Annotated in this window: 24 protein-coding genes, 1 tRNA gene and 2 pseudogenes; 15 read left to right on the forward strand and 12 right to left on the reverse strand. The window is 55.4% G+C overall.

The genetic code is table 11. The annotated features are described in order from the left end of the window. Positions 1 to 3: 3 nt before the first annotated feature. Complete coding sequence (locus PMI30_RS22975) at positions 4 to 210, reverse strand: hypothetical protein (RefSeq protein ID WP_008007257.1); 207 nt, start codon at positions 208 to 210, stop codon at positions 4 to 6. A 131-nt stretch (positions 211 to 341) separates the two neighbouring features. Between PMI30_RS22975 and PMI30_RS22970 the strand changes: the two genes are divergently transcribed. After that, positions 342 to 647 carry a hypothetical protein gene (locus PMI30_RS22970; RefSeq protein WP_007905888.1) on the forward strand — a complete coding sequence of 102 codons (306 nt, stop codon included), beginning with the start codon at positions 342 to 344 and terminating at the stop codon, positions 645 to 647. Positions 648 to 810: 163 nt separating this feature from the next. Next, positions 811 to 1128 (forward strand): I78 family peptidase inhibitor, encoded by a 318-nt coding sequence (locus PMI30_RS22965; RefSeq protein ID WP_008007258.1) that lies wholly within the window; start codon positions 811 to 813, stop codon positions 1126 to 1128. Between the two features lie 72 nt (positions 1129 to 1200). Here PMI30_RS22965 and PMI30_RS22960 read toward each other — a convergent pair whose 3' ends face one another. Together PMI30_RS22960 and PMI30_RS22955 are read right to left on the reverse strand one after the other, a co-directional pair. Beyond that, the gene (locus PMI30_RS22960; protein WP_007905882.1) at positions 1201 to 1413 is read right to left on the reverse strand and encodes a cold-shock protein; all 213 of its coding nucleotides are present in this window, start codon (positions 1411 to 1413) and stop codon (positions 1201 to 1203) included. 290 nt (positions 1414 to 1703) lie between these two features. Then, positions 1704 to 2006 (reverse strand): hypothetical protein, encoded by a 303-nt coding sequence (locus tag PMI30_RS22955; protein ID WP_007905881.1) that lies wholly within the window; start codon positions 2004 to 2006, stop codon positions 1704 to 1706. A 374-nt stretch (positions 2007 to 2380) separates the two neighbouring features. Here PMI30_RS22955 and thrS point away from each other — a divergent pair, with 374 nt between their 5' ends. The 9 genes from thrS to PMI30_RS22915 all read left to right on the forward strand — a co-directional run bounded on the left by thrS (position 2381) and on the right by PMI30_RS22915 (position 9837). After that, on the forward strand, positions 2381 to 4303 hold the full coding sequence (thrS, locus tag PMI30_RS22950; RefSeq protein WP_008007259.1) for a threonine--tRNA ligase: 1923 nt from the start codon (positions 2381 to 2383) through the stop codon (positions 4301 to 4303). Continuing rightward, a complete protein-coding gene (infC, locus tag PMI30_RS0129490; protein WP_169857083.1) occupies positions 4303 to 4854 on the forward strand; it encodes a translation initiation factor IF-3 in 552 nt (183 codons plus the stop codon). Before thrS ends, infC begins: the two co-directional genes overlap by 1 nt. A 60-nt stretch (positions 4855 to 4914) precedes the next feature. Then, complete coding sequence (gene rpmI / locus PMI30_RS22945) at positions 4915 to 5109, forward strand: 50S ribosomal protein L35 (RefSeq protein WP_002553160.1); 195 nt, start codon at positions 4915 to 4917, stop codon at positions 5107 to 5109. A 28-nt stretch (positions 5110 to 5137) separates the two neighbouring features. Beyond that, positions 5138 to 5494, forward strand: a complete 357-nt coding sequence (gene rplT / locus PMI30_RS22940) for a 50S ribosomal protein L20 (RefSeq protein WP_007905879.1) — start codon at positions 5138 to 5140, stop codon at positions 5492 to 5494. Between the two features lie 109 nt (positions 5495 to 5603). Beyond that, a complete protein-coding gene (pheS, locus tag PMI30_RS22935) occupies positions 5604 to 6620 on the forward strand; it encodes a phenylalanine--tRNA ligase subunit alpha (protein WP_007905876.1) in 1017 nt (338 codons plus the stop codon). A 26-nt stretch (positions 6621 to 6646) separates the two neighbouring features. Then, a complete protein-coding gene (gene pheT / locus PMI30_RS22930) occupies positions 6647 to 9028 on the forward strand; it encodes a phenylalanine--tRNA ligase subunit beta (RefSeq protein ID WP_008007262.1) in 2382 nt (793 codons plus the stop codon). Between the two features lie 3 nt (positions 9029 to 9031). Beyond that, entirely contained in the window at positions 9032 to 9334 is a 303-nt protein-coding gene (gene ihfA / locus PMI30_RS22925) for an integration host factor subunit alpha (RefSeq protein WP_002553164.1), read from the forward strand. Continuing rightward, positions 9315 to 9671 carry a MerR family transcriptional regulator gene (locus PMI30_RS22920; RefSeq protein WP_003179985.1) on the forward strand — a complete coding sequence of 119 codons (357 nt, stop codon included), beginning with the start codon at positions 9315 to 9317 and terminating at the stop codon, positions 9669 to 9671. Before ihfA ends, PMI30_RS22920 begins: the two co-directional genes overlap by 20 nt. 89 nt (positions 9672 to 9760) lie before the next feature. Further along, a tRNA-Pro gene (locus PMI30_RS22915) sits at positions 9761 to 9837 on the forward strand. A gap of 89 nt (positions 9838 to 9926) precedes the next feature. On the opposite strand, the gene PMI30_RS22910 is transcribed toward PMI30_RS22915, so the two are convergent. Then, complete coding sequence (locus tag PMI30_RS22910; RefSeq protein WP_081501243.1) at positions 9927 to 11003, reverse strand: tyrosine-type recombinase/integrase; 1077 nt, start codon at positions 11001 to 11003, stop codon at positions 9927 to 9929. A 55-nt stretch (positions 11004 to 11058) separates the two neighbouring features. Then, positions 11059 to 11490 carry a hypothetical protein gene (locus PMI30_RS0129495; protein WP_032835009.1) on the reverse strand — a complete coding sequence of 144 codons (432 nt, stop codon included), beginning with the start codon at positions 11488 to 11490 and terminating at the stop codon, positions 11059 to 11061. Between the two features lie 81 nt (positions 11491 to 11571). Between PMI30_RS0129495 and PMI30_RS22905 the strand changes: the two are divergent. After that, positions 11572 to 11862, forward strand: a pseudogene (locus PMI30_RS22905) (putative metallopeptidase); the annotation flags it as partial. Next, positions 11861 to 11959: pseudogene (locus PMI30_RS31670) on the forward strand (lysis protein); the annotation flags it as partial. The pseudogenes PMI30_RS22905 and PMI30_RS31670, both read left to right, overlap by 2 nt. 131 nt (positions 11960 to 12090) lie before the next feature. Here the strand turns inward: PMI30_RS31670 and PMI30_RS30370 are convergent. Then, positions 12091 to 12510 (reverse strand): aegerolysin family protein, encoded by a 420-nt coding sequence (locus PMI30_RS30370; protein WP_157173020.1) that lies wholly within the window; start codon positions 12508 to 12510, stop codon positions 12091 to 12093. 288 nt (positions 12511 to 12798) lie between these two features. After that, positions 12799 to 13080 carry a hypothetical protein gene (locus PMI30_RS31260; RefSeq protein WP_008007268.1) on the reverse strand — a complete coding sequence of 94 codons (282 nt, stop codon included), beginning with the start codon at positions 13078 to 13080 and terminating at the stop codon, positions 12799 to 12801. Between the two features lie 1074 nt (positions 13081 to 14154). On the opposite strand from PMI30_RS31260, the gene PMI30_RS22900 reads away from it, so the two are divergent. Continuing rightward, positions 14155 to 14577 carry an RDD family protein gene (locus PMI30_RS22900; RefSeq protein WP_008007272.1) on the forward strand — a complete coding sequence of 141 codons (423 nt, stop codon included), beginning with the start codon at positions 14155 to 14157 and terminating at the stop codon, positions 14575 to 14577. A 110-nt stretch (positions 14578 to 14687) separates the two neighbouring features. Here PMI30_RS22900 and PMI30_RS22895 read toward each other — a convergent pair whose 3' ends face one another. Next, a complete protein-coding gene (locus tag PMI30_RS22895; RefSeq protein WP_008007274.1) occupies positions 14688 to 15230 on the reverse strand; it encodes a DinB family protein in 543 nt (180 codons plus the stop codon). Between the two features lie 351 nt (positions 15231 to 15581). Here PMI30_RS22895 and PMI30_RS22890 point away from each other — a divergent pair, with 351 nt between their 5' ends. Next, entirely contained in the window at positions 15582 to 16157 is a 576-nt protein-coding gene (locus PMI30_RS22890; protein WP_008007275.1) for a hypothetical protein, read from the forward strand. Between the two features lie 96 nt (positions 16158 to 16253). On the opposite strand, the gene PMI30_RS0129505 is transcribed toward PMI30_RS22890, so the two are convergent. From PMI30_RS0129505 to pdxR, 4 genes are all read right to left on the reverse strand, one after another. Beyond that, on the reverse strand, positions 16254 to 16493 hold the full coding sequence (locus tag PMI30_RS0129505) for a hypothetical protein (protein ID WP_238541974.1): 240 nt from the start codon (positions 16491 to 16493) through the stop codon (positions 16254 to 16256). 23 nt (positions 16494 to 16516) lie between these two features. Continuing rightward, a complete protein-coding gene (locus tag PMI30_RS22885; RefSeq protein WP_008007276.1) occupies positions 16517 to 17782 on the reverse strand; it encodes an MFS transporter in 1266 nt (421 codons plus the stop codon). A gap of 38 nt (positions 17783 to 17820) precedes the next feature. Further along, positions 17821 to 18891: a sugar phosphate isomerase/epimerase family protein gene (locus PMI30_RS22880; RefSeq protein ID WP_008007277.1), complete on the reverse strand. Its 1071-nt coding sequence runs from the start codon at positions 18889 to 18891 to the stop codon at positions 17821 to 17823. Positions 18892 to 19002: 111 nt separating this feature from the next. Beyond that, complete coding sequence (gene pdxR / locus PMI30_RS22875) at positions 19003 to 20505, reverse strand: MocR-like pyridoxine biosynthesis transcription factor PdxR (RefSeq protein WP_008007278.1); 1503 nt, start codon at positions 20503 to 20505, stop codon at positions 19003 to 19005. Between the last annotated feature and the right edge of the window lie 95 nt (positions 20506 to 20600).

Raw genomic sequence — 20600 nt, forward strand, 5'->3', positions numbered from 1 at the left:
CACTCACTCGCTATCTGTCAGGCCCATGTAATCGGCAGGGTACTTCTCGAGTGTCTGGGCGATGAATGTCTGGGCGGCTTGTGTCCCTAGTTCCTTGACCAGCAAATCGATACCAATGATTGCCAACTCTTCCGGGCTGCCCGGGCTGTAAGAGCTGTGGCCCTGTGGCCACTTGATTGTGATGTTGGCGTCGATACTTACGGTGGTCATGATGGCGCTCGTGAAATCGGGATGTCTGAATGTCGAGTTAACCATTTTGCGCGGCGTTTGGCACTCCGACTTAGGCATGAGGGGAGGGCTATGCGACACTTGGTCTTTGAAGAATTTTCAAGGACCGTGCTGTGCAGATCGATTTGAACACTCCTGACGGCTTGACCCTCGAAGCGGTGCGTCAGCTGCTGGCCTCTGCCAGCGACGATGAACACACCCAGCTGCGGGTCACCAAGGGCGGCATAGCCTACATTTCGTCGGGCGTTGTGGGCGGCACCGACATCGACGGGTTGCTGTTTCGCCTGGAGACCTGGGCCAAGGGCTCCGGTTATGTCGGATTGGTCGCGGCCAGCGACGAGGTCTGGGTCATGCAGATCTTCAATGCGCTCAAGGAGAACTGGCCGAAGCCGCCTTTCGACTACATCGACGTTTATTGAACGCCATTCATATTCAGTCACGATTGAGTGATGAACGGCATGCCGATGCTCAGGCACACTCGCCGCTGCCTGGATCGAGGGCAGGGCGATAGCCCGCTCTGAAACCAAACGCCAAAATGGCGGTCGCACGATCTCAGCTTAACTATTGAAAAAAGGAGGCTTCATGCCTTGGAAGCTCGCGTCATTGGGTACTTTGTTGGCCGCCACCCTGCTGGCCGGTTGCAGCAGTACGTCCACCGAGTCGGCAAAGGACCCTGTGGTGACCGACACCGGCCACAGCCGTTGTGAAGCAAAGGCTGCCGAATTCACCATTGGCAAAAAGGCTTCGCCCGAACTGCTGGAGCAGGCACGTACCCGCGCAGGCGCGCAGAATGCCCGGTTCCTCAAGCCTGATGACATGGTGACCCTGGAGTACCGCTCCGATCGCTTGAACCTGAACACCGATAACAATCTGGTGGTCACCCGCGTCAACTGCGGCTGATTGCTTCAGGCTTTTGTTTCGCCCATAAAAAACCCCGTCACATGGACGGGGTTTTTTTAGTGCGGCTGAAAATTACTCAGCGCGGACTTGTGCAGCTTGCATACCCTTTTGGCCTTTCTCAGCCACGAAGGAAACGGTCTGGCCTTCTTTCAGGCTTTTGAAACCGTCGCTTTCGATAGCTTTGAAGTGTACGAACAGGTCGTCACCGCCACCTTGAGGAGTGATGAAGCCGAAGCCTTTTTCATCGTTGAACCATTTAACGGTGCCGGTTTGGCGATTAGACATGGTGTATCTCCAAGAAACATATATTTTCAGTAGTACTGTGCTGCTCAGGCCAACTGGGCACACCGGAGTATCATAGTCGAAATGTTCGCTTTGGGAGCCCCCCGGGTGTGCTGTTTGCCCTTCAGTAGCGTTTGCTTTGTTGCTTCGTGTGGCTGAAAGCCCCGGTTTAAAAGGCTTTCAGCCGAAAGTAAAGACAATAAAAAAAGCTGTAAAACCTGCATAAATCGTACGAAAAAGGTGAAATCCGGCCCTTTTTTTCAGCGATGGGCCGAATCACAAGGGCTTTTTTCTCACTTTTTCGCCGGTGCATTGGCCTTGCATTTGGCGATCTGGCCCAGTGCCTTCTGTTGCAGTTCCGGGCTGGCCTTGTTGTCCATCAACGACTGAATGTCGCTGGCCGGGTACGATTTGATTGCGTCGGCCCCGCACGCGCAGTGCGACTTGGCTGCCGCAGCGCCGATCTGCGGAGTGGCCGCCTGAGTGCACTGAGCCATGTATTTCTCGCGCTCGCCCTTTGGCCAATCGGCATGGGCAGCCAGCGGCAGCAACAGGACGACGGGTGCGACGATGGCGAATAAACGATTCAGACGCATGCTGGGATGCTCCTTTTGGGTCAATGTCTTGTTATCTGAGGGGTAAAGCGGGGTTCAAGTTCAGCACTCTGGCATAAAAATGCCTGATTTGCCCCAGCAGAAAACCTTGCCACCGCGATGACCGTTCATCTGTGCTAGCATGCTTCGCTCGGGCGTTTGCAGGCTCCGGATGACCTTCAGTCCCGGTAGCGGCAGCGGCTCGAATAACCCTGATTTGAATCCCAGTCACTCTGGTTCGGTTTTCCGGTTGGCCGCAAGGCTCCTGCCGCTGTAAGGCAGGCGTTCGTTATTGAATGGCCTGGATCGGATCTTGTACTGGCTCATCCCAACCCACGTGACCTTTGGTAGGGGTCACCACTAGGAGAGGAGGCGCCATGCCAACTATTACTCTTCCCGACGGCAGTCAACGTTCATTCGATCACCCGGTTTCCGTAGCCGAGGTCGCCGCATCCATCGGTGCCGGTCTGGCCAAGGCCACCGTGGCCGGCAAGGTCAATGGCAAGCTGGTCGACGCCAGCGACATCATCGACAGCGATTCCTCGCTGCAAATCATTACACCAAAGGATGAAGAGGGGCTGGAGATCATTCGCCACTCTTGCGCCCACCTGGTTGGCCACGCGGTCAAGCAGCTGTACCCGACGGCCAAGATGGTCATCGGTCCGGTCATCGACGAAGGCTTCTATTACGACATCGCCTTCGAGCGTCCTTTCACGCCGGACGACCTGGCCGCCATCGAACAGCGCATGCAGCAGCTGATCGAGAAAGATTACGACGTGATCAAGAAGGTTACTCCGCGCGCCGAAGTGATCGAAGTGTTCAAGGCCCGCGGCGAAGACTACAAGCTGCGTCTGGTCGAAGACATGCCGAACGAGCAGGCCATGGGCCTGTACTATCACGAAGAATACGTCGACATGTGCCGCGGTCCGCACGTGCCGAACACGCGCTTCCTGAAATCCTTCAAGCTGACCAAGCTGTCCGGCGCTTACTGGCGTGGCGATGCCAAGAACGAGCAATTGCAGCGCGTTTACGGCACCGCATGGGCGGACAAGAAGCAACTGGCGGCTTACATCCAGCGCATCGAAGAAGCCGAGAAGCGCGATCACCGCAAGATCGGCAAGCGCCTGGGCCTGTTCCACACCCAGGAAGAGTCGCCGGGCATGGTGTTCTGGCACCCGAACGGCTGGACTTTGTACCAGGTGCTCGAGCAATACATGCGCAAGGTTCAGCGCGACAACGGTTACCTGGAGATCAAAACTCCACAAGTCGTTGACCGCAGCCTGTGGGAGAAATCCGGGCACTGGGCCAACTACGCCGACAACATGTTTACCACTCAGTCGGAAAACCGCGACTACGCCATCAAGCCGATGAACTGCCCGTGCCACGTGCAGGTGTTCAATCAGGGCCTGAAAAGCTACCGCGAGCTGCCGATGCGTCTGGCCGAGTTCGGTGCCTGCCACCGTAACGAGCCGTCGGGTGCACTGCACGGCATCATGCGCGTTCGCGCCTTCACTCAGGACGATGCTCACATCTTCTGTACTGAAGAGCAGATGCAGGCCGAATCCGCTGCGTTCATCAAGCTGACCATGGACGTTTATGCCGACTTCGGCTTCAAGGACGTCGAGATGAAGCTGTCCACTCGTCCGGAAAAACGCGTCGGCTCCGACGAACTGTGGGATCGCGCTGAAGCTGCACTGGCTGCAGCCCTTGATAGCGCTGGCTTGCCGTACGATCTGCAGCCAGGCGAGGGTGCGTTCTACGGTCCGAAGATCGAGTTCTCGCTGAAAGATTGCCTTGGCCGTGTCTGGCAGTGTGGTACCCTTCAGCTCGATTTTAACCTGCCTGTCCGTCTGGGAGCCGAATACGTCTCCGAAGACAACAGTCGCAAGCACCCGGTTATGTTGCACCGGGCGATCCTGGGTTCGTTCGAACGTTTCGTCGGAATCCTGATCGAGCACTACGAGGGTGCATTCCCCGCGTGGCTGGCTCCGACCCAGGCAGTGATCATGAATATCACTGATAAACAGGCTGATTTTGCCGCCGAGGTTGAAAAAACCCTCAATGAAAGCGGATTTCGTGCCAAGTCTGACTTGAGAAATGAAAAGATCGGCTTTAAAATCCGCGAGCATACTTTGCTCAAGGTTCCCTATCTCTTGGTTATCGGAGATCGGGAAGTCGAGATGCAGACTGTCGCTGTGCGTACTCGTGAAGGTGCTGACCTGGGCTCGATGCCCGTCGCCCAGTTCGCTGAGTTTCTCGCGCAAGCGGTTTCCCGGCGTGGTCGCCCAGATTCGGAGTAATTACTATTAAGCGTGAAATGAGACAAGATAAACGAGCTGCACCGAAAGCCCCGATCAACGAGAATATCTCGGCACGCGAGGTTCGGTTAATTGGGGCTGAAGGTGAACAGCTTGGGATTGTGTCAATTGAAGACGCGCTTCTTAAGGCTGAAGAGGCCAAGCTGGATTTGGTGGAAATTTCCGCCGATGCAGTACCCCCTGTTTGCAAACTGATGGACTACGGCAAATCGATCTTCGAGAAGAAGAAGCAGATTGCCGCGGCCAAGAAAAACCAGAAGCAGATTCAGGTTAAAGAAATCAAGTTTCGTCCAGGGACGGAGGAAGGGGATTACCAGGTAAAACTGCGCAACCTGGTACGTTTCCTGAGTGATGGGGACAGGGCCAAGGTATCCTTGCGATTCCGCGGCCGTGAGATGGCCCACCAGGAGCTGGGGATGGAACTCCTCAAGCGAGTTGAAGGTGACTTGCTCGAGTACGGTTCGGTCGAACAGCATCCTAAGATGGAAGGACGCCAGCTGATCATGGTCATCGCCCCGAAAAAGAAGAAGTAATCAATAGGGCACGGCAGGCCTTCTGATTATGTTTATCAACTGAATGCGGAGTATCCGAACATGCCAAAAATGAAAACTAAAAGTGGTGCTGCTAAGCGGTTTTTGAAAACTGCTAACGGTATCAAGCACAAGCACGCTTTCAAGAGCCACATCCTGACTAAAATGTCGACCAAGCGTAAGCGTCAACTGCGCGGTAGCAGCTTGCTGCATCCGTCTGACGTGGCAAAAGTCGAGCGCATGCTGCGCCTTCGTTAATTTTAGTCAAGAATAGAGGAAGTAACTCATGGCTCGTGTAAAGCGTGGCGTCATTGCCCGTAAACGTCACAAAAAAATTCTGAAACTTGCTAAAGGCTACTACGGTGCTCGCTCGCGCGTATTCCGTGTTGCCAAGCAAGCGGTAATCAAGGCAGGCCAATACGCCTACCGTGACCGTCGTCAGAAAAAACGTCAGTTCCGCGCTCTGTGGATCGCTCGTATCAACGCTGGTGCACGTATCAACGGTCTGTCCTACAGCCGTTTCATCGCCGGCCTGAAAAAAGCGTCCATCGAGATCGACCGTAAGGTTCTGGCTGATCTGGCAGTGAACGAAAAAGCGGCGTTTGCTGCGATTGTCGAGAAAGCTAAAGCCACCTTGGCTTAAGTACCCCCGACAGTCACCCGGCCTCACCTCTGTGGGGCCAGGTGTTAAACGTCATAAATAGGGGAAGAGCCTTCAAGCTCTTCCCCTATTTTGTATCTGGAGTCTGTACATGGAAAACCTGGATGCGCTCGTCTCTCAAGCACTAGAGGCTGTGCAAAGCGCTGAAGATATCAATGCCCTGGAGCAAATCCGGGTTCACTACCTTGGCAAAAAGGGCGAATTGACTCAGGTGATGAAGACCCTGGGGAATTTGCCGGCAGAAGAGCGCCCGCAAGTCGGCGCGCTGATCAACGTTGCCAAGGAGCGTGTCACAGAGGTTCTCAATGCCCGCAAGGCACTGTTTGAAGAGGCCGACCTGGCCGCCAAACTGTCTGCCGAGTCCATTGACGTGACCCTGCCTGGCCGCGGTCAGACCTCCGGTGGTCTGCATCCGGTTACTCGCACTCTGGAACGTATCGAACAGTTCTTCACCCATATCGGCTACGGCATCGCCGAAGGCCCTGAGGTCGAAGACGATTACCACAACTTTGAAGCGCTCAACATCCCAGGCCATCACCCGGCCCGGTCGATGCATGACACCTTCTATTTCAATGCCAACATGTTGCTGCGCACCCATACCTCGCCGGTACAGGTCCGCACCATGGAATCGAAACAGCCGCCGATCCGCATCGTCTGCCCAGGCCGTGTGTACCGTAGCGACTCCGATATCACTCACTCCCCGATGTTCCACCAGGTCGAAGGCCTGCTGGTCGACCGCGATATCAATTTCGCCGACCTGAAAGGCACCATCGAAGAGTTCCTGCGCGTGTTCTTCGAAAAAGAACTGGCCGTGCGTTTCCGTCCTTCGTACTTCCCGTTCACCGAGCCATCCGCTGAAGTCGACATGGAATGCGTGATGTGCAGCGGTAAAGGCTGCCGCGTCTGCAAGCAGACTGGCTGGCTGGAAGTGATGGGCTGCGGCATGGTTCACCCGAATGTGCTGCGCATGTCCGGGATCGACCCGGAAGAGTTTTCGGGCTTTGCCTTCGGCATGGGCGTTGAGCGTCTGGCCATGCTGCGTTACGGCGTGAACGACTTGCGTCTGTTCTTCGACAACGACTTGCGGTTCCTCGCGCAATTTCGCTAGTCGTAACGAATTCTTAGGAGAGCAGGATGAAATTCAGTGAACAATGGCTGCGTGGCTGGGTAAGCCCGCAGGTAAGTCGCGACGAGCTGGTTGCTCGTCTGTCGATGGCCGGTCTTGAGGTCGATAGCGTTACGCCGGCCGCCGGTGAATTCAGTGGCGTGGTGGTTGGCGAGGTGCTGAGCACCGAGCAACACCCGGACGCCGACAAATTGCGTGTTTGCCAGGTCAGCAATGGCTCGGAGACCTTCCAGGTCGTGTGCGGTGCGCCAAACGTGCGCCCGGGCCTGAAGATCCCGTTCGCCATGATCGGTGCCGAACTGCCAGGCGACTTCAAAATCAAGAAAGCCAAGCTGCGTGGCGTTGAATCCAACGGCATGCTGTGCTCCCAGGCCGAGCTGCAAATCGGCGAAGGCAACGATGGCCTGATGGAATTGCCGGCTGATGCGCCGGTCGGTCAGGACATTCGTGAGTACCTGAGCCTGGATGACGCCAGCATCGAGGTCGATCTGACCCCGAACCGCGGTGACTGCCTGTCGCTGGCCGGTCTGGCCCGCGAAGTCGGTGCGCTTTATGCTGCCCAAGTCGTGCGCCCGGCGATTGCCAGCGTTCCGGCCGTGCACGATGAAGTGCGTTCGATTGAAGTACTGGCACCGGCCGCGTGCCCGCGTTACCTGGGTCGTGTGATCCGTAACGTTGACCTGTCCAAGCCTACGCCGCTGTGGATGGTCGAGCGTCTGCGTCGTGCCGACGTGCGCAGCATCGACGCTGCCGTCGACATCACCAACTACGTGATGCTGGAACTGGGTCAGCCGCTGCACGCGTTCGATCTCGCCGAAATCAATGGCGGCATCCGCGTACGCATGGCCGAAGAAGGCGAGAAGCTGGTGCTGCTTGATGGTCAGGAAGTCAGCCTGCGTAGCGATACGCTGGTGATTGCAGACCACACCCGTGCCTTGGCTATCGCCGGCGTTATGGGTGGCGAGCACAGCGGCGTCAACACCGCGACCACTCGCGATATTTTCCTGGAAAGCGCGTTCTTCGACCAGATTGCTGTCGCTGGCAAGGCGCGTTCCTACGGCTTGCACACCGACGCCTCGCACCGCTACGAGCGTGGCGTGGACTGGAAGCTGGCCCGCGAAGCCATGGAGCGCGCCACTGGCCTGCTGCTGGAAATCACCGGTGGCGAAGCCGGCCCGATCATCGAAACCGTCAGCGAGCAGCACCTGCCGTCGATCGCGCCGATCACCCTGCGTGCCCAGCGCATCACCCAGATGCTGGGCATGGAAATGGATTCGGCCGAAGTCGAGCGTCTGCTCAGCGCTTTGGGCCTGACCATTGCCGCCGATGGGGCAGGGCAGTGGCGCGTAGAAGTGCCAAGCTTCCGCTTCGATATCAGCCTGGAAGTCGACCTGATCGAAGAGCTGGCCCGTCTGTACGGTTACAACCGTCTGCCGGTTCGCTACCCGCAAGCCCGTCTGGCACCGCAAGCCAAGGCCGAAGCGCGCAGCGATCTGCCTGAGCTGCGTCGTCTGCTGGTGGCTCGTGGTTATCAGGAAGCGATCACTTACAGTTTCATCGATCCGAAACAGTTCGAGTTGTTTAATCCGGGTGTCGAGCCGCTGCTGCTGGCCAACCCGATTTCCAACGACATGGCTGCCATGCGTTCGTCCCTGTGGCCTGGTCTGGTCAAGGCGCTTCAGCACAACCTGAACCGTCAGCAGGATCGCGTCCGTCTGTTCGAAAGCGGCCTGCGCTTCGTCGGTCAGCTGGAAGGCTTGAAGCAAGAGCCGATGCTGGCGGGTGTGGTGTGCGGTAGCCGTCTGCCGGAAGGCTGGGCACAAGGTCGCGATGTCGTGGACTTCTTCGACGTCAAAGCTGATGTGGAAGCGGTACTGGGCTTCGCCGGCGCACTGGATTCGTTCACTTTCGTGCCGGGCAAACACCCAGCATTGCACCCGGGTCAAACCGCGCGCATCGAACGTGAAGGCCGTTTGGTAGGTTTCGTTGGCGCGATCCACCCTGAATTGTCGAAAACCCTCGGTCTCGACCGTCCGGTCTTCGTATTCGAGCTGGTTCTGGCCGAAGTGGCGTTGGGCAAAATGCCTGAATTCCAGGAGTTATCACGCTTTCCTGAAGTGCGTCGTGACCTTGCACTGCTGGCGGACAAAGACGTTGCGGCCACTGCCGTACTGGACGTAATCCGTGAAAATGCAGGTGAATGGCTGACAGACCTCAGGCTATTTGACGTGTATCAGGGTAAAGGCATTGATCCGCATAGAAAAAGCCTTGCAGTTGGCTTGACCTGGCAGCATCCATCGCGCACTCTTAATGACGATGAGGTGAATACCACGACGCAAAACATCCTCACCTCGCTCGAACAAAGGTTGAACGCCACGTTAAGGAAGTGACGTATGGGGGCTTTGACGAAAGCTGAGATGGCGGAACGTCTGTATGAAGAGCTGGGCCTGAACAAGCGGGAGGCCAAGGAATTGGTCGAACTGTTCTTTGAAGAAATCAGGCACGCTCTTGAAGACAACGAACAGGTCAAATTGTCCGGTTTCGGCAATTTTGACCTTCGGGACAAACGCCAGCGGCCTGGCCGCAATCCGAAAACGGGAGAAGAAATCCCGATCACGGCTCGCCGTGTGGTCACCTTTCGTCCAGGGCAGAAGTTGAAGGCCCGAGTTGAGGCTTATGCTGGAACCAAGTCATAACGACGAACTACCCGTCATCCCGGGCAAACGCTACTTCACCATTGGTGAAGTCAGCGAGCTATGTGCCGTAAAACCGCACGTGCTGCGCTACTGGGAGCAGGAGTTTCCTCAACTCAACCCCGTCAAACGCCGCGGAAACCGCCGGTATTATCAGCGCCAGGACGTGCTGATGATCCGGCAGATCCGTGCGCTTCTTTACGATCAGGGGTTTACCATCGGCGGCGCACGCTTGCGTTTGTCCGGCGATGAAGCCAAAGACGACACCACCCAATACAAACAAATGATCCGCCAGATGATCGCCGAGCTGGAAGATGTTCTGGTGGTTCTCAAGAAATAAATTCCTGCTTTTAAATACTTCCAGTTTTCAAAAGCTTGCGATATATTCTTGAGCGTTCCTCGAGATGAGGAACAGATTCAACGCCTAGTCGGGGCGTAGCGCAGTCCGGTAGCGCACTAGCATGGGGTGCTAGGGGTCGAGTGTTCGAATCACTCCGTCCCGACCATATTTCCTGAGTAAAATCAGACAATTAAGCCGATCAGATAGATCGGCTTTTTTGTGCCTGCGCAAAACCCGCGCAAAACTTGCGCGAAACTACCCGGTGATTTCGCTGATGTTCAGGTCCGGAATTGCTTCGGACCAGACGATTTCCTCGTGGTCACGTTGGTAGTTTCTGGTCATGCCCTCGCTCGCATGGCCAGCAATTTTCTGACCATCCTTTCCGGCTTTCTTGTACAGGTGCAGCGACAGCGCTCGCACTTCGTGGAAGCCCGGCATCTCTTCTTCCTTCCATCCCGCGTAGCAGTTCGCCGCCTCCCTGGCCTCCTTGAATGCTCGCGTCAAATACCTCTCCTCAACCTTCGTCCAGTGATCCTTGGTCTGCGCCTGTTTCTGTTTCCGGCGATCAGGCTTGCGGTGCACTAGGTACGGTGAGGCGATATCGTCACGGCACCGGCTGATGACTGTTTGCAACTCGGCGGTCACCCGAAAGCGAATCCACGCCGCGTCGCTAGCTTTGGCCGTCTTCTTCTGCACCACGTACAAGTGGCATTCCCGAACCCCGTTGAACCACATGTCGAGGATGTCCGTCCGCCGTTGGGCGGTGATCAGGGCCAGGTCGATGGCGTTCTGAAGCCAGGCTGGCACTTTTTCCCGGATAGCTTTCAAACCCTCGACGGTGTGGCGCTTGCGCTGCTTCTTCTCGATGCGGTTGATCGTGTTTGCTGCCGGGTTGTCCGGACATAGGCCTTTCGCCGCGGCGTGGTTGAAAATATCGATCAGCAGCGCCCGGCACTGGTTTGCCGTGCGCGGGGTTAGGGCGTCCAGCATCTCGGCGATCATACGGATTGTGATCTGGTCGATCGCTTTGCCATAGAACTGCTTGCGAAAGCGCCTGAAGTGCACCGCGTAGAGACCAAGCGTGCCCTTGGCCAACTCGCGAGGCGGCAGCACGTCGGTTTCATACTTGTCGAGGAAGGTCGCGAACAACTCTGATGAAGCGGATATCACGGCGCCAACCAGATCAGCGCCGCGCATAAACTCAAGGTTCAACTGTTTCGCGGCATCGATCGCTTTTACGCGGTCGGTACCGAATTGGAACCACTTCCCGTCGGTTGGCCGGCGGTAGCGATAGGTTGAGCGCCGCGCATCGAAGTACAGGTTCTGTCTGATCGTCGCGCTACTGCACGGTCAGGCGCACAGCGAAACAGCCAGGATGGTTGAGTAATCACTTCTCGGTTCGAGCCCGTTTTGCTATCAAGGCTTCTCTTTTCAAAGCTACTGCAAGCATGGCCGTTGCGGTGAGGCCTGGCATCAGAAAAATGTATGTTGTGTTCGGAAGCTTTTGGGCAATGCACGCCCAGAGCACACCCCATATTGCAGTGGCTACAACTCCGACTATCAGAATGCCCCTGTTCTGTATTTTTGGAGCGAAGGACATTGAGATCGTGTAGATCTTCCAATTTGTCCAGAGGCAGAAAACTGAAATCGATATGGCGCCCAGTACTGGGGGAAACATGGCCCAGCCTTTTGGAAGGGAACCTATCGCTCCAGCGAGAAAAAAAACGGCGCCCCAGATGAAAATCAAAGTTACCGGCAATAGTCCAGCAATTGCGCTGATGGTCAGGGCGATTCGGAGTTTCGTAAGGCTACTCAACATTCCCCTCCACGGGCTGCGGTGTTTTTAACAATTCAGTCGTAATACCGGCATCTGGCCATTATTTCAACCTTAAGGTGAATTATGGATAGGCCATTGCCGCCAGCGTCAATCGTTGAGCTGTCAGATCTATCCGATTTCGGTATCCGGCTCACTCCGGCGCCCGAGGTGTGGGAGTGGGTGAGTGCCGAGATCCTTGCCGACAACGGCAGCATTCACAACGAAGACCATGCCCATCTACTGGATGCAGACATCCAGATCATGTGGGCGTCGTCGAGCTTCGAGAAGCAAGGCCGCACCGTCCTGGGCCAGGCCGAGCAGGTAGCGTTCCGTGCGGGAGGTTGGCAGAAAGCCAGGATGGAACAGCAAATGCGCTCAACGAATTATCGGAATCACCGGTGATGGCGATCAAGGATTGATCGCTCTGGCGGCGTGCCAAGCCTATGTAAAAGAAGTGTCCGCGGCAAAGTAAAAAAAGCGGCCAGCCTAGGTGCGTCAACATCCATGCTGGCCACCGAACGACAAACTATCCCTGGAAGCCCGGCAAAGTTGATCTCTGCATATAGTAGAGGGCTATAATCCATTGATAGTTGGTGATAATCATTACTCTTCTATTTCATACCCGAATTTCATTACTACTGATAAAGTTGTGCCGCCGTCGGCTGTAGCTGTTTGTGGTTGCCAAACAATATTCCCATCTGGGTTGTCTTGCTGATTATCATCGCTTGTACTAGGGACGCACGTATTTTCCGCTCCTGCTGCCCAAGGTACATTCCATGATGCTTTTACCCATCTGTCATTCTGGCCATAAATGGAATAACTAATAGAACCCTCCGTACCAGAGGATGTATTATCCCTGCCTTGAGCGACTAAGACTTGAACTGTTGTTTTTGGCGGGACTTGAGCTACAGGGTAAGAGCTAGATTCTACTCTTCCCCAGTCGAAGTTTATGTCTTTATAAATGAGGGTTTTAGTTTTGGAATCATTAACAATGGTTAGGTAGAACTTTTCAGATGCGCCCATGATAAAAATCTCCAATTGCATTAGAGTGAATTTCTGTTGTTTTCTATTGCGCGCTGCCAAGAAATGCTAATGGTTACGAAGTCATGATAGGTTTCTCCTCCCTGGAGATAATATTTAATGATAGTGCTGAAATCCATTTGCTCTCATAACAACAGCTATCATTTTTCCTTGGGCAAATAACAACCTATTGCGCTGCCTGAGGAGTTGCGTTTTGTAGGCGTATGCCTCTGGTTCTGACGGCAATACTATAAAATCAAGAATGTAATTCAAATTGTGTTGGGGAATTAATTAATTGTATTTCGGGTAATTGATGGTCAATAAAGCCATCCCTGAAACCGCAGAAGGCGTCTGCTTGCGTTGGTTCTTGTTTGGAGGTTGTTGTGTGAGCCGGAGGTCAAAATAGCAGTCAAGGATAATGACAATGCGCTTAAGGCGAATTTTCTTGCGAAAGACATATTCTTGCTCCTTTTGATAGGCGTTTGGCTTATGGTGAAAATCCACAACGGGATGACTAACTAGCTTCGTTGTTTTTTTAACCATCCAAACTTTGCCAGTATTGCTCCATTTCATTTACGCCTTTTCAACAGGCTTCACTATAGATCCGAATAATTGACTGTCAAAGCTGGTGGGTTGAAGCTGGGGAGGGATAAGACGAACGGTAGGATAGTCCTGTCTGGGGGGGATGATCCAGAACTGAACCTCCAGGCTTGATCAGTTGTGAAGACGTCTTGTGTTTGAGGGGATTGTGTTCGGTCGGCAGGACACCGGAGATGGGAAATGCTAGGGGTCGAGGGATTTTCAAGCGACAAAGTCACTCGACGTTAAACGCTGTTGGGCATCGTTGCAGCGAGCTCCCCTGGAGTCACGTGTTTAGCGGTGTGTAGCCCCATCTGCTTGCATGGGGTGCTAGGGGGCGAGTGTTCGAATCACTCCGTCCCGACCATATAATCCTAGAAAATCCAATCAGTTAGCGCTGGTTGGATTTTTTATGGGGCATCGTTTTTGCTTGCGTTGAATTTTTGCGCCACTTTTTGCCCCACCTGAATTTGTCTTGTGTTGATTCCCTATCTAAAGCTTTTGGCTTAGCTGCAGCGCAGGCAAGTTTTTTCGTCACCGTTTCTGTGGCGTCACTGCTTAGGTCGGACAGGTCTCGTGATCCTTTCTGCGATTTTCTTGGCTGCTTCAAAAGCTGCGTGGAGCTAGCTGGGGAGCGCGACAATGATGTGCGCGGCGATATTCACCTTCGGATCGAGGCTAGGCCCTTTGGGGAGCGCCCAGCTTTTGAGCGCGCCTTCAATCTCAATCCGGAAATGATCCTGAAACCGGTGAGTTCAGCTGCGACATCTGCATTCTTGTGCAGGCGTTGTAGTGCAGCGTCCTTGGGGTGCATGAGTTCCCAGCTCTGGGGATCGCCCAGCCAGTTGCGCTTCCGGGGCGTGGTAATCTGAAAGCCGTTTGCATGACCTAACAAAGGATAAAAGCACATGCCCCTACAGAGTCTGCCTACCAAACTCCTGGAGAAATGTCGCAGCGCGATGAGTGCCGAGCAACCTAGTCCGTTCCTATTGGGTGAAACGACGTAATTCAATGTTGCTAACGTGGTGCCGATACTCCTGTATCCATATACCAACGGAGTGACAACGCATGGAAATCAGCAACACCCAAAGCGAGTACCAGAAGCCCAAGAATCTGGCTGGCCTGGGACGTCGGTGGGGAGGACAAATGATTGACTCCATAACCACCTTCTTTCTGTTCTACGCCGTAGGGCGAGCAGCCGAGTTTGTTGGTTTACCGCCAACCGTGGTCGCCCTTCTGGCTTTAGGATCAGGCGCGGCGTATTACCTGTTTTCCGATGCAATGCCCAACGGCCAGAGTTTGGGTAAAAAGCTGCTGGGGATGTCCGTGATTGATGAGCGCAGCTACCTTAACTGCAATCTCTATCAATCTTTTGTACGCAACATTACTACGCCGTTTCTGAGTATTTTTGACTGGGTATTTATTTTCTTTGGCTCACGAAAACGGCTGGGTGACATGCTCGCTTCTACGATCGTGATCCGATCCAAGTAGTGACAAATGCTACGGTCCCCACTTTCAGAATGCGGATTTTGATAGGGATGGTGGCCTGAAACTCCGCATGTCCTGACGTGAAAAGGCCCAGTCTAATGCTGGGCTTTTTGCTAAGTGCGGGACTCGGAGGGAATCAATACGACTAGATCCGTGTCGCCTACGTCGACACCCGCCTGCGAAAGCAGAGTTGTAACTTGGCCGCGATGATGGGTCTGATGGTTAAAAAAGTGCATGATCAGGCTGTAAAAATCCTTATCGAACACTACACCCTTCATGTTTGCATAATTGAAGGGGACATCTAAATCGGACTCCGTAATGGATTGAGCCCATTTGATGATTATTCGGTCGATCCATTCTCGATACGCTGAGAGCTCTCGAATATTAGAGAACAACAACTGATCAAGGCTTTTCGGGTCAGGAAGCTGCCTCACCGGCTCCAGTACCAAGTGATTCGTTGGGTGCTTGGCGAATCGCTTCAGCCAGATCGTATCTCCGGCCGCCAAGTGGTTCAGAGTCCCGAGAATGGAGCCAAAAAAAGCTTTCCTATCTGCCGAGAGTTCTTCATCGGACAAGCCCCTGGCTGCTTCATGGACTTTGGCGCTCATCCACTCGTTATAGGTCGCCATCAGACAGATATGGCTAGTGCGGCTCATTGTGTTCATCCTTTGAATAGATATTTGATAAGCGATCCACGCTCATCGAAAAGCCCAGTCGAGTGCAGGGCTTTGGTGTTTCTGGCCTGGGCGGGCCGGGCTGGATTTTAGCAGAGACAGTGTCCACATCGTTTGACGCGGCGGCGCTTTCAAAATTTCATCCGCTTGAGTTGAGGTGGCAGATTCGTCAGCTCCACAAGCGCCGATCTAGGAAAAACCCCGCAAAAACAGCCGCTTCCAGATGAATGGCTGATTGTGTAACTTGTTGATACAAATATGAATCTGTATCATTTAGTTTCAAATCAAGGGTGCGAGGGAGTGCATTGCCCATATAAAAATAAGGTCAAGGTAATGCTCAAAATGCTACTCGTGTATGGTCATCTGATTGCCACCTGTATTGCTCTGGGGAGGGTGTTGCAGGCGGATCAAAAGCTATGGAGCTGGCGCAAGGATGTGTTGAGTGAGGTGCAGCGTGAGTACCTCGAAGAGACTCAAAAAATCGTCACGCTCGCGCTATTGGCTCTTTGGGGAAGTGGCTTGCTGCTGGTGCTACAGGGTTACCTCTATGAGGGGAGCGCGTATCTGCTCAATCAAAAGCTCTGGGCCAAGGTGAGTATTGTCGTGCTGCTTAGCCTCAATGGCGCTTTGTTGCATCGGATCGGTTTCCCGCTGTTGCAGAAGGCCCCCTTTGTCTTGTTACGCAACTCCGGCCGCACTCGTCTCGCTCTCTTGGGGGCTCTCTCTATGAGTGGTTGGCTATTTGCCGCTTTCCTGGGGGTAGCTCGAGCGTGGAATCACGTACTGCCTTATTTGCATGTGATGGGGGCTTTTGCTCTGTTCTCGTTGGTTGCCTGTGTAGTGGCGCTGATAGTCGCCAGTGCAGCGGGCGTCAGGGGAGATGAGTGGTCACGTACAGGCAGCAAGTGAAGCCGGGTGCTGCCCTTGCGGTCTTGCGAGGTGATGCGAGTTCAAACGGTCCTCAGTAAGTGAACCATGTGCCGCCGCTAAGGCGGCACATGTGGATCAAGAGGTTGAATACTCGATATACAGCCTTTCGAGCGCCTCTTGGTACTTATCTCCCTTTAACGTTTTTTTCAGCACTGCAAGGGCTTCGAGCGCTGAAGCTGCAGCCAGTGCCTCGTTTTCTCCCCGGTAGGCTGCGCGCAGCCTTGCTGCTGCAATTATCGATTCTTCAGTCGTTGGCATGTTATTGCCCTCGAAGGATTGAACCTCACTGATAGTCGCAACCTTCAACGATTTCAAGTCCAGGGTGAGAGCTCCACCGATCAGCTTTGCACCGCACCAATCCCACCCATTGCCACCGATTTATTCCGCACGCTCCTATACAACACGCTGGACACCATGAAACCAACAATGGCCAACAGGCTCATCAAGCTGAAGACATAGTTGTAGCCTTGCTGACCCGGGAAATGGTCGAGGATTGCGCCGTAGATGACGTAAGCGAACATGCCCGGTGCGTAGCCGATCAGGCAGCCGATACCGAAGGCTGAACCGGTGATGTGCGAAGGGATGCCGACTTCACCCATGGGCGCCCAGAACACGCCGCGCATGGAAAACACGATCAGCGCGAAGGACAGTGTGGCGGCCATGCCAGCGTAGATAAAGCTCGGGCTTTTCGGGATCAGCAGGATGACGCCCATCAGCGGCAGCAAGGCCAGGAATGCCCATTTCAGATAGCGGCTGGTGCTCTTGAACTGCTTGTCGGCAATGAAACCACCGGCGGGGCCACCGAGGATTTTGAGGAAGTACTGATTGATGATGCCGTAGGCGCCCACCAGTGCCACGGGCAGCCCGTACATTTCCTTGAGGTAGGGAATGAAATAGGTCAGGCCGCAGTAGACGATGTAGACCATGAACACGTTGAGGCTGACCAGCCAGATACCCGGCACCTTGATGGCTTCGAGCAGATTCGCCAACCCGTTCTTCGGCTTGGCAATTGACTGTGCGCTGCCGCCCTTGAGCAGGAACCAGGTCAGGGTTCCGGCCAGAATGTCGATGACCGAGTAGAAGAGGATGGCCGATTTCAGACCGGTTTCACCGGAGCCCATGGCGACGAAAACGCCCAGCGCCGAAAAAGCCACAAGCGTATCAATGACGCCACGCCCACCTTCCAGCAGCCCAAACAACCGACCCTGTTCCTGATCGTCACCCAGATTGCGGATGGCTTTGAGCAGCGAGGGCCAAAAGAAGCAATCGGCGCAGACGGCCAGCAGGCTGAATACGATCAGCAGATTGCTGAAGGGCGGAAAGGTCGCCAGATACAGCCCCAGGCCGCCGGTACCGATCAAGCCGATGGGAATCATTTTGCGCGTGTCGTAGCGGTCGGCGAGCATGCCGCCGACGACAAACAGTGCGGTGGCGATGATGGCGTTGGCGCTCAGCAGCAGGCCGATTTCAGTGTGGCTCAAGCCCATGAATTCTTGCATGGGGATATAGAAGGCGTCCTTGAGGTTCGCCAGCTTGTAGATGGTGCCACCACCGAGGATAAGAATCAGGAATCTGAGCCATTTGGCCTTGTCGCGAGTTGTCATTATTGTTCTCCAGGCGTAATTGGGTAGTAACGTCAGGTTCAGGCGATTTCGCGGTTGTCGAGGGTCAACTCGGCCAGGGTTCGGAACTCGGCCAGCAGGCTTCGTACATAGGCAACCTGGTTGTTCGCCCAGCGGTGTTCGTCGGCGAGCATTCGTTCGAGCGAGTAGCCGTCCGGGAGTGGTGTGTCACTCATTTCCCGGTAGGCAATGAATGGATCGGCAGCCTCAAAGGTCTGGCGGAACGCCGGGGCGACATAGTGGTTTTCCTGCTCAAGAATGAACGCGATCACTTGCGGGGTTGCGTCGCCGAGCATCAACAGTTCGAACAGCATGCGGGCGCTTGGCAGGTCGTCATCGTCGCTACCCTGCAGCACGCCGTAATGGCCGAAGCCGTTTTGTTCGGGGACGATGCGCACACCCTTGAGGTGGGTCTGGCGTATGTGCGGCGCCAGGGTGCGCAGCGCCGGCAGGGGCTGTTCGCAGGCGTTGATCATGTTGCCGAAGTCGAACAAGGCATGCAGCCGTGGGTGGTTTAGTCGGCTCAGCAGTTGCGCAATCTCGGCGCTCTTGAGTTCCTCATGCTGCTCGAAGTCGAAGAACAGGTCGTGCTCGTCTGCCTGCTGCGCGAGGTAGTGCAGGTCTGACTCGATCACGTCCATGACCCGGGACAGCGTCCCCTCGTAACGTGAGTACACGCGGATGTTGCGAACCCCAAGCGCCTTGGCGATAGCGATCACCTGATCGACATCTTTTTTCAGCGTGCTGCTGATTTCCAGGTGCACATCCAGCCCGAGCGCATTGGCCTTTTCGGCAAACGCTTGCAACTGTGCGGGCGTCATTTGGCTCAGGCTGTTTTCCTCGCCGTCGAGCAAGTGCAGGCTCAAGCCCTGCAGCTCGTGGCGATAGGCGAAGTCCAGCAGGTCGGCAGGCGTGACACGGCCATGGGTGAGGTTGGTCAGCAAGGGATAGGCATGAGCAAACAAGCGCATCTGCCCAAGGCGGTCGAGCAGTTGGCGGGCCAGTGCTTCAGTCAGTAGGGGAGGTGTTCCTGCCTCGGCAGCCTTGTGGCTGAGCAAGGCATTGAATCGCTCTTGGATCTTATTGTTCATTCGAGTCGTTCCTGGTCAGACGCCGGGTCTACCGGCGCAGCCTTTATCGCGCCAGTCAGGAACTCTCGATAGATCCATTATCAGTTAAATCATAAGACCACTTGCCTTGCTTCAAGTGGCCTGCAGGTACCCCATTTTGCTCAAGGCCCGGGCCAGTGCTGCGACGCGCTCCTGCGCCTGGCCCTCAGGCGTACCGGCGAAACCGATGAGCAGGGCAGGTGGCAGGACATGCTCAAGGCAGTAGTCGCTCAGGGCATAGGTGTGGATGTTGTGCCGGGCCAGTTCCCTGGCGATGGCGTCGTCATCAAGCGTGGGTGGCAGCCAGGCGATCAGGTGCATGCCGGCTTCCACCGGAGTGATATTGAAGAAGCCGCCCAGCTGTTGCTGAAGTTGCTCGAGCAATGCTTGCTGGCGAGCCTGGTACAGCGTACGCATGCGGCGAATATGGCCGAGGAAGTGGCCTTCGCGCATGAAGTCCGCCGTCGTCGCCTGGAGCAGCGTGGGCGGGCTGCGATCCATCACCGCGCGCAGGGTACAGAAGGGTTCGATCAGGGCTTGCGGCAGTATCACGTAACCCAGTCTTAGCGAGGGGAAGAGCACTTTGCTGAAGGTGCCGACGTAGATCACCCGCGCCATCCGGTCCATGGCGTAGAGCGCGGGGAGGAGGCGGCCGCTGTAGCGGAATTCACTGTCGCAATCGTCCTCGATGATCCAGCTCTGATACTGCGCGGCCCAGTCGATGAGTGCCTGGCGCCGCGCATAACTCATGGTCACGCCCAAGGGATGCTGGCGAGATGGCGTGGTGAACACCAGGCGGGCGTCAGGACACTCGGCCAGGCCTTGCCGGATATCAATCCCTTGTTCATCGATCCGCAACGGCACCACCTGAGCCCCCTGGGCCTGCAACGCAATGCGCGCCGCGATGTGTCCCGGGTCTTCCATCCACATGCTGTCCTGCGGATTGAGCAACAGCATGCCCAACAAGTTGAAGGCTTGCTGAGCCCCTGAAACGATCACCACCTGCTCGGCACTGCAATCGATACCACGGGCATCAAAGACGTACTCGGCAATCGCCGTGCGCAAGGCCTGTAACCCTTGCAGTTCGCCATAGCCAAGCATGGCCTTGGTCGGCTTGAGCAGGTGGCGGTTCATCAAACGCCGCCACACGGCGAGGGGGAACGCGTCGTAGGTACTGTGGCTGGGCAGGAATGAGGTGGGGGTCGCAGGATCCCAATCGGCATAGGAAACCCCGCGAAAGTGACTGCTGCGCAGCGACAGCATGGATTGGCTCAGGTCGGACAGGCGCGGTGGCTGGTGTTGCTCTTCGTCGGCAATCCCTCGGCTCTCCCACTCATCGCCGACATAGGTACCGGCCCCGGTACGCGACGCCAAAAAGCCTTCGGCAATCAGCTGATCGAATGCATTGAGAATGGTGATCCGCGACAGCGCCAATTCCTTGCTCAGGGTCCGCGTCGACGGCAAGCGCACACCCCCTTGCATTTTTCCGCTGAGAATCTGTTTGCGAATCTGCAAATAGAGTTGGCGGTACAGGGGGATGGCGCTGGCACGGTCCAGCTCGATAGCCGACAGCAGCAAACCGGCAGGGGATTTCATTACATGCTCGTCTGGAGGGAGGTGGTTTGACCTGGAACACCATCAGGTACCGAGATGCGCAGGGTATCGAGAGGCACTGGATAAGTCATCCATCG

The organism is Pseudomonas sp. GM50, from assembly GCF_000282375.1.
Lineage (GTDB): Bacteria > Pseudomonadota > Gammaproteobacteria > Pseudomonadales > Pseudomonadaceae > Aquipseudomonas.

What these genes read in the sequence shown, in the direction of transcription:
- PMI30_RS22975 (WP_008007257.1), bottom strand. Translation starts at nt 210, where the DNA reads ATGACCACCGTAAGTATCGACGCCAACATCACAATCAAGTGGCCACAG.
- PMI30_RS22965 (WP_008007258.1), top strand. Translation starts at nt 811, where the DNA reads ATGCCTTGGAAGCTCGCGTCATTGGGTACTTTGTTGGCCGCCACCCTG.
- PMI30_RS22960 (WP_007905882.1), bottom strand. Translation starts at nt 1,413, where the DNA reads ATGTCTAATCGCCAAACCGGCACCGTTAAATGGTTCAACGATGAAAAA.
- PMI30_RS22955 (WP_007905881.1), bottom strand. Translation starts at nt 2,006, where the DNA reads ATGCGTCTGAATCGTTTATTCGCCATCGTCGCACCCGTCGTCCTGTTG.
- thrS (WP_008007259.1), top strand. Translation starts at nt 2,381, where the DNA reads ATGCCAACTATTACTCTTCCCGACGGCAGTCAACGTTCATTCGATCAC.
- rpmI (WP_002553160.1), top strand. Translation starts at nt 4,915, where the DNA reads ATGCCAAAAATGAAAACTAAAAGTGGTGCTGCTAAGCGGTTTTTGAAA.
- rplT (WP_007905879.1), top strand. Translation starts at nt 5,138, where the DNA reads ATGGCTCGTGTAAAGCGTGGCGTCATTGCCCGTAAACGTCACAAAAAA.
- pheS (WP_007905876.1), top strand. Translation starts at nt 5,604, where the DNA reads ATGGAAAACCTGGATGCGCTCGTCTCTCAAGCACTAGAGGCTGTGCAA.
- pheT (WP_008007262.1), top strand. Translation starts at nt 6,647, where the DNA reads ATGAAATTCAGTGAACAATGGCTGCGTGGCTGGGTAAGCCCGCAGGTA.
- ihfA (WP_002553164.1), top strand. Translation starts at nt 9,032, where the DNA reads ATGGGGGCTTTGACGAAAGCTGAGATGGCGGAACGTCTGTATGAAGAG.
- PMI30_RS22920 (WP_003179985.1), top strand. Translation starts at nt 9,315, where the DNA reads ATGCTGGAACCAAGTCATAACGACGAACTACCCGTCATCCCGGGCAAA.
- PMI30_RS0129495 (WP_032835009.1), bottom strand. Translation starts at nt 11,490, where the DNA reads ATGTTGAGTAGCCTTACGAAACTCCGAATCGCCCTGACCATCAGCGCA.
- PMI30_RS30370 (WP_157173020.1), bottom strand. Translation starts at nt 12,510, where the DNA reads ATGGGCGCATCTGAAAAGTTCTACCTAACCATTGTTAATGATTCCAAA.
- PMI30_RS31260 (WP_008007268.1), bottom strand. Translation starts at nt 13,080, where the DNA reads ATGAAATGGAGCAATACTGGCAAAGTTTGGATGGTTAAAAAAACAACG.
- PMI30_RS22900 (WP_008007272.1), top strand. Translation starts at nt 14,155, where the DNA reads ATGGAAATCAGCAACACCCAAAGCGAGTACCAGAAGCCCAAGAATCTG.
- PMI30_RS22895 (WP_008007274.1), bottom strand. Translation starts at nt 15,230, where the DNA reads ATGAGCCGCACTAGCCATATCTGTCTGATGGCGACCTATAACGAGTGG.
- PMI30_RS22890 (WP_008007275.1), top strand. Translation starts at nt 15,582, where the DNA reads ATGCTCAAAATGCTACTCGTGTATGGTCATCTGATTGCCACCTGTATT.
- PMI30_RS22885 (WP_008007276.1), bottom strand. Translation starts at nt 17,782, where the DNA reads ATGACAACTCGCGACAAGGCCAAATGGCTCAGATTCCTGATTCTTATC.
- PMI30_RS22880 (WP_008007277.1), bottom strand. Translation starts at nt 18,891, where the DNA reads ATGAACAATAAGATCCAAGAGCGATTCAATGCCTTGCTCAGCCACAAG.
- pdxR (WP_008007278.1), bottom strand. Translation starts at nt 20,505, where the DNA reads ATGAAATCCCCTGCCGGTTTGCTGCTGTCGGCTATCGAGCTGGACCGT.